Raw genomic sequence first — 12052 nt, forward strand, 5'->3', positions numbered from 1 at the left:
TTAATGTCAAGCTCTTTTTTGAATTTCTTTTTTCGAACTTCATTTTCGAGCTCGGCATTGTTATTTCTTGGCCGGAATTAGAATATACCATGTATAGAAACCCATTGCAAGTGTTTTTTATTATTTTATTTAATATTACCCACACCATGCGTATCTATCCCTGTATACAAGATCTTCTGTATGCCCTGCCAATTGCAACTACTCTCTTAAAGAGTTTTCAATATTCGACTAAATAACCGAACTAATACAAGACAAAAACGTACAGATGCTGTATCTGACGATACAACGTCTGTACGTAGCACTTTTCACCATTCCATTAAATGCACCTTAGTTAGAAATCCATGGATTTCTGCGTTTTTTGGCATTGTCATTTCGGTTGCTTTTACTTGATCGTTGGGATTTGCCTGATGTTTTGCTTGGTTTGCTTTGTCCAGAAGTTTTAGCTTTGGTGGTCACTACCGCTTTCTTATTCCCCTTCTGTTCGACAACTCGTTCGCTAGGAGCTTCCGTAGCGGTTACTACGATCGGCTGACTTTCCTGAATGAATACTTCGGGCTCTTGAATTTCCGGCACACGGCTATGATGAGCATAATCGCCAACCCACGGATATTGTGGATTTGGAGGAATATTAGATAGTGCAGGTCCTTCCCCTCCAAAAGCTCCCAGAGGCGCATTCGGTACTATACCCTGATTAGGAGAGAACGGCACACCTGCCCCATAAGGCGAGACTACACCAGGATGATGTCCCTGCGAAGGAAATGAATTATAGACTGGAGACTCGTAGGAAAATGGCTGATATGGCTGAAAAGGTACCTCTCCTCCGCATCCGCAAGGCGGCCATGGCAGGCTCTGCGGGTGCACACTATATTGAGGGCTAACCAAGCCAGGAAAATCATTATTAGGCTGTATTCCAGATACAAAACTATCATTAGGTGCAGCGTTGACCGAATTGTGCCATGGAGACTGGTTCTCCGTTACTGGCGATACATTCGTATGCCATGGTGACTGGTTCTCTGTAACCGGCGATACATTTGTGTGCCATGGAGACTGGTTCTCTGTAGCCGGCGATACGTTCGTATGCCATGGGGACTGATTCTCTGCAATCGGTGATACGTTCGTATGCCATGGTGACTGGTTCTCTGTGGCCGGTGATACATTCGTATGCCATGGAGACTGGTTCTCTGTAGCCGGCGATACATTCGTATGCCATGGTGACTGGTTCTCTGCAATCGGTGATACGTTTGTATGCCATGGTGACTGATTCTCCGTTACTGGCGATACATTTGTGTGCCATGGGGACTGATTCTCTGTAACCGGCGATACATTCGTGTGCCATGGGGACTGGTTCTCTGTGGCCGGCGATACATTCGTATGCCATGGGGACTGGTTCTCTGTGGCCGGCGATACATTCGTATGCCATGGGGACTGGTTCTCTGTAACTGGTGATACATTCGTATGCCATGGAGATTGATTCTCCGTTACTGGCGATACCCATTCCGGATAGTAGACAAATGGAGGGCATTCCGGCACGTACCATGGCTGTGCATACGACGGCTGTATATAGTTAGTTTGCGGGCTAAGATTTTGATTGGGAGCCGTTGTTCCCTGAAATGGATGATTTTCTGTTAATCCAGGATATCCTACATTGTGGTCACACGGCTTCTTCTTTTCCTCAAAGGCAGGTGCCACCGGTTTGTGTTCCGACTTAGGAGGTTCATGATGTGAAACTGCTTCTTGAGCGGGTACAGAAATTTGTACAAAAAGGCTTTGGGATTCCGTATGGATTGTTTCTTTCACCGGTACTACCTCAGCAATGGGTGAAACAGCATGGGGTACAGGCTCATTGACATGCACTGGAGCTGGAGCAGGATTAACATTCACGGCTGGGCTAAGGTTCGGATTAGGGTTGAGGTTGGGTTTAGAAATCGGTACTGGAGCGGGAACTGGTGCTGGAACAGGAGCTGGGACGGTTTCAGCAACTGGTGCAACTGGTGCAGCTGGTGGTGCAGGCTGTTCTTTAGGCCCGGTGTATGTTTTTCCTCCAACTTGTGTTTTTTCGGACACAGCATTGGCTGCTGGCACCGGTGTAACGTTCTCGTTTTGGATTGGAGCTACGTTCCCATTAGGCAGTGGTGACACTGTTCCTTTCTTGGGGATATTGACCACTTCTCCAATCAGCAGGGCGTTAGGATTCTTCAACTGGGGATTGGCGTCTACCACATCCTTCAGAGGAACACCCCATGCCTTAGACAATTTCCACAAGGTATCCCCTTGCTTTACAGTGTGCTTGTAGTAAAGCTCGCTATTATCGGGAACGGGCGAGGGACCTGAAGAGGGGATCTTCACTTTCTCACCGACCGACAGCACGTCGGGATTGCTGAGTTGCGGATTGGCCTCAATTATTTTTTCCAGCGGCACTCCGTACTTTTGCGACAATGCATACAGCGTATCGCCTTGTTTGACAATGTGTATTTTCACGCAGCATTAACCTCCCTGAAAATTTTTGGAGTATTGCCTGCTTGCATAGTTATATGCGGTACAGCCGCCTCCTTCGTTACTACATCTTATGCAGCCCATGGGCGATTGACATCCCTGACGCAAAAAAAATCCTTTCATGCGTACATGAAAGGATTTCTGAGTTTATACAGAAACTTCTTTCATGATGTACATGAAAGGATTTCTGAGTTTGTACAGAAACTTCTTTCATGGTACACATGAAAGGATTTCTGAGTTTGTACAGAAACTTCTTTCATGGTACACATGAAAGGATTCCTGGTTTATACAGAGACTTCTTTCATGATGTACATGAAAGAAGTCTTGGTTTATACAGAGACTGCTTTCATGGGGCACCTGAAAGGATTTCTGGTTTATACAGAAGCGCCTTCCATGATGTACATGAAAGGCGCTCTTTATTTATTACTATTCCCAAACCTTATAGCCGTCTTTATCAACGACATTGCGGAATTCTTCAAGCAGCTTCAGCGTGATCGGACCAGCTTGACCTGAGCCGATAATGCGACCGTCAATTTCACGAGCCGCGATAACTTCAGCAGCTGTACCTGTGAAGAACACCTCATCAGCGATATAAACATCGTGCATGGTGAACGGCTCTTCCTTCAGCTTGATGCCCAGCTTCTCACACAGCTCAATGATCGCAAGACGAGTGATACCTTCAAGCGCACCGAGATAGCAAGGAGGCGTGTAGACCACACCATTTTTGATGATGAAGATATTGTCGCCTGAACCTTCAGTTACGTAACCTTGAGCGTTCATCATGATCGCCTCGTCGGCTTCGGCCAGGTTCGACTGCAGCTTCACCAGAATGTTGTTCAGGTAGTTGAGGGATTTAATCTTCGGATTAAGGGCATCCGGGAGATTACGACGCTGGGATACCGAAACGGCACGAAGTCCATTCAAGTAAGCCTGCTCCGAATAAATCGCCAATTGCTCCACGATAATGATTACACTGGCTTTCGGACAACGACGCGGGTCGAGACCCAAATTACCTACACCGCGGGAAACGATCAGACGGATGTAGCCGTTGCGCATATCGTTGCGGCGAATAGTCTCCGCCATAGCTTCCTGCATCTCATCAAAGGTCAATGGAATTTCCAGCATGATCGATTTTGCCGAATCATACAGCCTGTCCAAATGCTCTTTAGACTTGAATATATTTCCGTTGTAAATACGGATACCTTCAAAAATACCGTCACCATACAAAAACCCGTGGTCAAAAACGGATACCTTTGCATCTTCCTTTGTTACATATTGTCCATCCAAATAGATTACTTGTTCTGCCATTACTTACTGCACCTCCGCTTTCTCTTCCTCATAGGTGTATGTGGGGTATGAACCCAGAATTCGGACCTGACAGCCCAGGGCCTTGATTTCCTCAATAGCCGCGGGCAGCAGGACGGATTCTATCGGTTCGAGCACATCAATGTAAAAATAATAAGTACCCAGTTTCTTCTTCGTCGGCCTGGATTCAATTCGTGACAGGTTGAGTCTCCGCCAAGCAAAGGCAGCAAGTACCTGGTGCAAGGCACCCGGGAAATCTTCCGGAAGTGTGACAAGCACGCTGGTCTTGTTACCGCTGCTCTTGCGGGGAAGCGTCACCTTCTCAGGGCCAACCAGAACGAAACGTGTGTAATTGTTATCGTGATCCGTAATCTTGCGATCGATAATTTCCAGCCCATGCTTGGCAGCACCAAGCGCTGTACCAATGGCTGCCCAGCCCTTGCCGGGATTGTTCTTGACGATCTCGACAGCTTCGGAAGTGCTTCCTGTCGGCTCAAGCTCTGCCAAAGGCGCATGCTTACGAATATACTGGCCGCACTGTGCAGTCGCTACAGGATGGGAAAGGATCTTCACCAGCTTGGAGTAATCCTTGTTGCCACTTGCATCTGTGAACTCACCGGGACTAGCAATCAGATTCTGAATCGAAGGAAAAATCCATTCTGCCTGCATCGGCAAATCAACCTCATTGATCAACCAGTCGATATGCAGACTCACAGAGCCTTCAATCGTATTCTCGATCGGAATTACGCTGTAATCCGTAATGCCGTTCACCGTAGATAGAAACACGTCGGAAATTAACTTATGATGCACAATGTTTACCGACTCACCGCCGAACAAATACAGCAGCGCTTCATGGGATACTGAGCCCTGCGGCAGTACCGCTATTGATTTCATGACCGTACTTCTCCTTTTATCATATCCAAAAATGAATCACTTTGCATCTCGCTTCTCGGGAGCACCTCCGCTGTTACACCTGCAGCGCAGGCAGGCAACCAGCAAGTGCGAGCAGGAATGCCATGCTCCTGCATCGTTTCCTTCAGGAAAGCCTCCAGTTCAGCCTTTCGGCTCTCCCGGCCGTCCACAAATGCAAGCAGCGTTGGTCCGGCGCCACTGAGCGCAATACCGAGCGCGCCATGCTGCGGTGCTTCGGCGAGCAACTTCTCCATACCCGGCACCAGCGGTGCCCGGTACGGCTGATGCAGCCGATCCTGCATTGCTTTGCTGATCATATCCAGTCTGCCGGAAGCCAGAGCCGCCGTCAACAAGGATGTGCGACTGATGTTGTAAACAGCGTCGCGAACAGTCACCTCAGCCGGCAGTACGCCGCGGGCCTTCGTGGTTGCAAGCTCGAATTCGGGAATGACAACGAGCACTTCCAGGTTCTCTGGAGATTCAAGGCGGATATAATCAGCCTGCACTCCGTCCCAGACGGCGGTGATGATGCCTCCGAACAAGGAGGCGCCTACGTTGTCGGGATGCTTTTCCAGCGCAGTAGCCATATTGAAGAGCTTGGCGTTATCCAGTGGCGAGCCAATCATCGCGTTGGCTGCCGCCAGAGCACCGACAATGGCGGATGCGCTGCTGCCCAGACCACGTGCCAACGGAATTTCCGAGTACATGGAGATGGACAGCTCAGGTACCGAGACACCCGCTTCTGCAAAGACCATCTGGGCCACTTGATACAGCAGGTTGCTCTTATCCTGGGGCACCCCCTTCATCTCGTCGCCATAAAGATGAAATACGGTCTCCGGCGCTTCCTCCATCTCAATCCAGGCATAGAGTGACAGGGCCATGCCCAATGTATCAAAGCCCGGACCGAGATTAGCGGTGCTGGCCGGGACTTTAACCCGTGACCTTCCGTAGTTGCTCATAGCAGGTGTGATCTCCTTATCTTTTTTTGCAGAATGGATTCTAGGTGGTTAACCTTCTACACGATAATGACTCTTGACGCGGCGAATTACACTTAACTCTTCAAGATGACGCAGGACCTTATCCATACTTGCCTTGCTGGCATCATGGGTGACGATAATAATCTCCGCATTGGGATTGTTAGGATTGGCCTGCTGTACGACCGAATCCAGACTGACATCATATTCCGCGAAGACCTGTGTAATCTTGGCCAGCACCCCTGCCTTGTCATCGACATGCAGTAGCAGAAAGTTTTTATAGAAGATATCTTCACTGTCCTTCAGCTTCTTCTGCTTGTAAGGTACAATTTGCTTAAGACCGTTTACGCCAAGTCTCAGGTTCTTGATCACCGCTACCAGATCGGCTACGACTGAAGTTGCCGTAGGCATTGCGCCGGCGCCCGCACCGTAGAACATCGTCTCCCCGACAGCTTCGCCATACACATATACTGCGTTAAATACGCCGCCAACGGAGGCCAGCGGATGTCCGGAACGGATCATTGTCGGCTGGACACTGATGCTGAAAGCATCGTTGTCACATTCCGCGATACCAAGGAGCTTCATTTCATAGCCGAGACGCTTGGCAAAGACAATATCCTCCTTACTCACGCTGGAGATTCCCTTCACACTAACATCACTGAGCTCAGCATTCGTACGGAAGCCTAGCGTACCGAGAATGGCCATTTTCCGCGCGGCATCCAGCCCTTCCACGTCCGAGGTTGGATCAGACTCTGCATAACCAAGCTCCTGAGCTTCCTTCAGCACATCATCATAGGAGGCGCCTTCCTGACTCATTTTTGAGAGAATATAGTTTGTTGTACCGTTCACAATCCCCATAATCTTCATGATCTTGTCGGAAGAGAACCCTTCAATAAGGGTACGGATAATCGGAATGCCTCCAGCCACACTAGCTTCATAAAATACATCGCACTGCTTTTCCTGTGCCTTAGCCAGGATCTCCGCCCCGTGCAGCGCCATCAAATCTTTGTTGGCGGTCACGATGTGCTTGCCGCGCTCCAGTGCTTCAAGAAGATATTCTTTGGTTCCGGCAATGCCACCCATCACCTCTACGATGACATCAATCTCGGGATCACGGATAACCTCCCACGGGTCTGTAGTGATTTTGGCGGGATCTATCTCCACATCTCGGGGTTTATCAAGATCCTTCACAGCAATGCGTTCAATCAGAATGGGAGACCCGACCTGACTACTGAGGTCCTCCTGATTTCCATCCACGATACGGACAACGCCTGTACCGACTGTTCCCAGACCCAGCAAACCAACTTTAACCGGCTTCATCAATATCCTCCTTATAAGTATACGAAGCAATCGCTCCGAAAAAAATACCTGTAGTGTTTAGCCTTGCCCCACAATCAATGCCCGCTTCACACCTGAAATGTTCTTCAGACTGTCAAGCATCTCACCCAGCTCCTGATTCAAATGGGAGATTTCCACGGAAATAACCACGTTCGCCCGACCCTGCAGCGGAATACTCTGGTGAATGGTTAGCACATTGGCTCCATGTCCGGCCACACAACCTAGCACCTTGGACAACATGCCGGATTCGTGCTCCAAATCCATGGAAATCGTGACAATACGCTCACGCTCCAACTGGTGAATTAAGTGAATGCCATCCTTGTATTTATAAAAAGCGCTCCGGCTTAAGCCCACCTGCTCCACACCTTCGTGTACAGTCTTGGCATCGCCGGCTTCAAGCAGCTGTTTAACCTGCATCGTCTTGAGCACCGCATCGGGTAAAATGTCCTCACGGACTAAATAATAGCGTTCTTTCACGAACGTCCTCTCCTCAAAGACTTTTGTGTTTTAATAGTGGACATTATAATAGATTTTCGCCTGAAAAAGCAATAGTTTTTCGTCCAACTTTTAAATAGGACCTCTGCAGCACCCGAAAATAAAACAAAGCCCCCGACAAAATCGGAGGCTTCACACAGACCCAAGCTTACACTATCAGCTGTATGTGAGGGTTGTTCCACAATAGTCGCAGGGCTTCGCCTGTCCAGGCTGCACAGTATTCTGCGCGCCACAGCCAGTGCAGCGCATCGCCTTGGGCAGTTGCTGTGGCCCTGGCTTTGACTTCGGTTGGCTGGATGCGGACGTTCTCTCCGAAGAGCCGGAAGGGGCTGCTGCCTGCCCTGCTCTGGCAGTGCTAGTTGTTTCTTTTACCGTGCTGCCTTCCGCTCCTTGCCCTTCATAAAATGTCAGCCCGTGAGGGATGAGACCTTGCTCCTGCAAATACCGCAGATCTCTGCGCACATCACTTTCACTTTGCCCGGTAAGCTGAGCCAGTGTACCGGTGTACCGCACCCCCTCGTCCAGAGTCATCACAATGTACGAATGAGAGAGCTGTGAAAACTTCAATTTGGCCTTGGATGCAGCATTACCTAGAAAGTAAGCAGGCATAAGGAAGAGGATCGCGATGAAGACAATAAAGAAAATGCCCATACTTAATTCATTTAGACCACCCGACAGTATCATAATCAAGGAAAGATCAACAAATCCCCCAATCAGCGCATGACACAACAAATTATAGTTACTGGCTTTCCGCTGATTCTTGTAATGGGTCAGCAGCATTCGAAGTATAGCAGCAACAAGACCTACGGGCATCAGAACATATGATAATGCAATAATAAAACTGTCGATCCCCGTCCGGTTATAGCCCAGCAGATAGAACTCTCTGCCGCTTCCCGATGCGGGGGGATCTTGAATATTTAATCTAGCCATATAGCGTATTCCCCCTATTTAAGCGCCGCTAACTCACGGTTACGGCGTTGAAGTGTAGCCTCAATGTCGTCTATGATGCCTTGCAGCTGCGCTTCCCAGCCTTTTCCCGGCTCACTCGAGGATAACAAAAGCTCCACCTGATCTCGCAGCAAAGCGATTTGCTGGCTCAGCATATCCTCTGTTGCGAACAAAGACGGTCTGGACACCGGATCACTGTATGTAAATGCCTCTTCTACTCTGCCAATCCGTTTCACGAGCGTCTCTGCTTCGGCATGTCTCCAGCTCCGGGCAGCCCGCTTGATGTCGGCCAGTTCCTTTCGCTGCCGGAAGAGACTTCGCGTCTCCTGCCGCTCCTTAGACTCTTGTGCCCCAGCATTCCAGCCGTACAGCCCGATTAGGGCAAGACAGCCACCAGCGGCAGCGAGAACTAGCAGCTGCACAGCCGCGTACCAGAAAGGCGGCAGTCCCAGCAGCCGATCCAGAAAAATGGCCGAGATCACGACGGCCACCGCATAGGCGGCAATAATAAACGCGCCGCTAAGCAGGATCGGCGGCGTCCCGCTGACGCTGCCCGCGCTTTTTATCCAAAAGAGTGTATAACCAAAGACCACGCTTTCAGCTATCAGCACTGCGATCAATGTGATCACGAGCCGCGGCAAGTTGTCGGAGAAACCGAGCATCGTCAGGAGCAGCACTGTAGCAATGATCACCACGGTATAAATTACAGTGATGATGCCTGTATAAGGCTTTTTCCGGTTCATGGCATCCTCCTTTATCCAGCCTTCGTGCCGCATTCTGCGCAGAATTTCTGGCCGGGCTTCAGTTCATGACCGCAGCCGCTGCATTTGATGATTTGCTTTTCTCCGCATTGCGGACAGAATTTAGATCCAGGAGATAACTCATGCCCGCACCTATAACAGCTCAGCTTGCTTGAGGCTGCATCTGTGGGCGGAGTGGACAAATTCTGTCCGCAACTGCTGCAGAATGAGGATCCGGCTGTATTAACATTGCCGCATTTTGAGCAAGACTTAGTTCCGTTCCTGGAGTGCACACCTGCGTCAAATCCAATTCCCCGAGTCATCTGATTGACCATCTCAGCAGCTGGACCGGCAAAGCCTATTCCCATGCCAAGCCCCATACCAGCGTTCATCATACCCGTTCCGATATTGCCCCCCGGGTTGCCGGCAGCCTCTTCCAGCGAATTAAAGCTGCGTTCTTGCTGGTACGTGTAGCCGATAATGTCCATCTCTGCTTTCTTGGCCAGTGCTTCCTTCAGCCGCGCAGTCGCGGGATCATCGTCCGGAATATTAATGGAATCAATATAGAAATTATTCAGCTCAATGCCAGTGTCCATAAAGGTCGGCGCCAGACGTTCCTGGATGTGTTTGGATATTTCGGCCACATAGGCGTTAATCTCCAGAATACTAATTTTTTTATGCACTAGGTAGGAAGAGACCAGTTCATTGATATTTGCCATCAAGATTCCCCGGAAATAGGTAAGGAGTTTATCCTGATCGAACTGTGGCAGTGTACCTACCACCTTGAGCAGAAACTTGCGCGGATCTGCAATCTTCACTCCAAATTGCCCGAAAGAACGAACGGAGACAATGATCTTATATTTAGGGTCTTGAAGCTGGAGCGGCGAGCTCGTTCCCCATTTGACATTCATCGCGTTCATTTTGTTTATGAACCATACCTCAGCGGTAAAAGGAGATTTGCCACCAAACGGCAGGTTCACAAGATTGGACAATACCGGAATATTCGCTGTGCTAAGCGTATGTCTGCCTGCTGTGAAGGAATCCAGTGCCTGGCCGCCCTTGAACAGGATCGCCTCTTGTGACTCATTAACGATAAGCTGGGTCCATGTGCCAAGCTCCTGATTGGGATACTTCCAAGCAAAGACGCCGGGAGGACCATCATATTTCACCACTTCAATTATTGCCATCTGCGTATCCCTCTTTCGTATTCATGGATATGTAGGTATATATCGGCCGCTCCGCAAATACCTCTGAATTAGACTGCGAATTGGAAATAAGTGCTGTTCCGTTATTTATTGTATACGAATTAATTACGGTTTTGGTGGCTTTTTGTGAAAATAAATTGAGTATTAAATAGAAACGGCTTTGCCGTCCGCTAAGGGACGGTATCCGTTTCAGCGAGAAATATAAGGGTCGTTTATAAGCGTAGAACAGACAAATCCTTATATTTTAAAAAAAGCGCCCACTCCATCTGCCTCATACAAGGCCAGACAAAGTAGGCGCTTCAGACAGCTCTACCGCTTAGTAGTAACTGCTGTTCTCCACAAACTCAAACTCAAAATCAGCAATTCGGACAATTGTACCTTCCACAGCGCCACGTCTGCGCAGTTCCGCATCCACGCCCATATGACGTAAAGTCCGGGCCAGCTTCAGAATGGCATCATGAGTATTCAGCTGCATCCGCTTGAGCATCCGCTCAATACGTGGACTGTTGACGACATAAGTATCGTTATCACGGGTAATCGTGAAGGTATTGTCATCCTCAGCTTCCAGCTTGTATACTTTGCGTTCCGTAGTCTCAGCAACTTCTTCCACCACTGGAGCAACCGGAATGCTGTCGAGAATGTCGGTAGCCCGGTACAGCAGCTCCTGTACACCCTCGCGGGTCAGTGAGGAAATCGGCATAATCTCAATATCCGGGCGCACTTGTGCCACTTGCTCACGGAAGGAGGCCAGATTCTCAGCGGATTCAGGCATATCCATCTTATTGGCTGCAACAATCTGCGGACGCTCTTCAAGTTGGGCATTGTACTGACGCAATTCATCATTGATCTTCACCCAGTCATCAAACGGATCACGGCCCTCCGAGCCGGACATGTCCACGACATGAATAATGATGCGTGTCCGCTCCACATGGCGCAAGAACTCGTGGCCAAGGCCGATCCCTTCATGTGCACCTTCGATCAGTCCAGGCAGATCCGCCATAACGAAGCTGCGGCCGTCACCAACATCCACAACGCCAAGATTCGGAGTAATGGTTGTAAAATGGTACGCGCCGATCTTCGGCTTAGCAGCGGATACTACTGACAGTAACGTGGATTTTCCTACACTCGGGAATCCAACAAGCCCTACATCAGCCATGACTTTCAGTTCCATGACTACATAGCGCTCCTGACCTTCCTCACCATTCTCAGCGAGCTCAGGTGCTGTATTGGCTGCCGTTGCAAAACGAGTGTTGCCGCGGCCACCGCGACCGCCTCGCGCCACAACTACCTGCTGCCCATGACGAGTCATATCGGCGATCACTTCGTTAGTATCATCATCAATCAGGATCGTTCCCGGGGGAATACGCACGATCATATGTTCAGCATTAGCACCATGCTGGCTCTTATTGCGTCCTTTGACTCCACGATCAGCTTTAAAGTGACGCTGATAACGGAAATCCATCAGTGTACGCAAGCCTTCATCCACACGGAAGATAACGTCGCCGCCGCGGCCACCGTCACCACCGGCTGGACCACCCTCCGGTACATATTTCTCGCGGCGGAAAGCCACAAGGCCGTCACCACCGTCGCCGCCTTTTACATAAATCTTAGCTTTATCTACGAACATTCAAGTTCACCTTCC

10 protein-coding genes are annotated in these 12052 nt (G+C 49.5%); all 10 read right to left on the reverse strand.

Features of this window, described 5'->3' with window-relative positions; all coding sequences use genetic code 11:
- Positions 1 to 327: 327 nt before the first annotated feature.
- Complete coding sequence (locus tag AC3Y23_RS28335) at positions 328 to 2478, reverse strand: LysM peptidoglycan-binding domain-containing protein (protein ID WP_379205432.1); 2151 nt, start codon at positions 2476 to 2478, stop codon at positions 328 to 330.
- 441 nt (positions 2479 to 2919) lie between these two features.
- Positions 2920 to 3801, reverse strand: coding sequence for a branched-chain-amino-acid transaminase (gene ilvE, locus AC3Y23_RS28340; RefSeq protein ID WP_379205433.1), 882 nt, complete (start codon positions 3799 to 3801; stop codon positions 2920 to 2922).
- A 3-nt stretch (positions 3802 to 3804) separates the two neighbouring features.
- The gene (pheA, locus tag AC3Y23_RS28345; RefSeq protein WP_379205434.1) at positions 3805 to 4692 is read right to left on the reverse strand and encodes a prephenate dehydratase; all 888 of its coding nucleotides are present in this window, start codon (positions 4690 to 4692) and stop codon (positions 3805 to 3807) included.
- The gene (gene thrB, locus AC3Y23_RS28350; RefSeq protein WP_379205435.1) at positions 4689 to 5669 is read right to left on the reverse strand and encodes a homoserine kinase; all 981 of its coding nucleotides are present in this window, start codon (positions 5667 to 5669) and stop codon (positions 4689 to 4691) included. Before thrB ends, pheA begins: the two co-directional genes overlap by 4 nt.
- A 48-nt stretch (positions 5670 to 5717) precedes the next feature.
- Entirely contained in the window at positions 5718 to 7004 is a 1287-nt protein-coding gene (locus tag AC3Y23_RS28355; protein ID WP_175369791.1) for a homoserine dehydrogenase, read from the reverse strand.
- 57 nt (positions 7005 to 7061) lie between these two features.
- Complete coding sequence (locus tag AC3Y23_RS28360; RefSeq protein ID WP_066376981.1) at positions 7062 to 7499, reverse strand: ACT domain-containing protein; 438 nt, start codon at positions 7497 to 7499, stop codon at positions 7062 to 7064.
- Positions 7500 to 7673: 174 nt separating this feature from the next.
- Positions 7674 to 8447: a hypothetical protein gene (locus AC3Y23_RS28365; protein WP_379205436.1), complete on the reverse strand. Its 774-nt coding sequence runs from the start codon at positions 8445 to 8447 to the stop codon at positions 7674 to 7676.
- A 14-nt stretch (positions 8448 to 8461) separates the two neighbouring features.
- Positions 8462 to 9208 (reverse strand): hypothetical protein, encoded by a 747-nt coding sequence (locus AC3Y23_RS28370; RefSeq protein ID WP_379205437.1) that lies wholly within the window; start codon positions 9206 to 9208, stop codon positions 8462 to 8464.
- 11 nt (positions 9209 to 9219) lie between these two features.
- Positions 9220 to 10392 carry an SPFH domain-containing protein gene (locus AC3Y23_RS28375; protein WP_379205438.1) on the reverse strand — a complete coding sequence of 391 codons (1173 nt, stop codon included), beginning with the start codon at positions 10390 to 10392 and terminating at the stop codon, positions 9220 to 9222.
- A 334-nt stretch (positions 10393 to 10726) separates the two neighbouring features.
- Positions 10727 to 12037 carry a GTPase ObgE gene (gene obgE, locus AC3Y23_RS28380; RefSeq protein ID WP_379205439.1) on the reverse strand — a complete coding sequence of 437 codons (1311 nt, stop codon included), beginning with the start codon at positions 12035 to 12037 and terminating at the stop codon, positions 10727 to 10729.
- Positions 12038 to 12052 lie beyond the last annotated feature (15 nt).

The organism is Paenibacillus sp. MAHUQ-45, assembly GCF_058133325.1.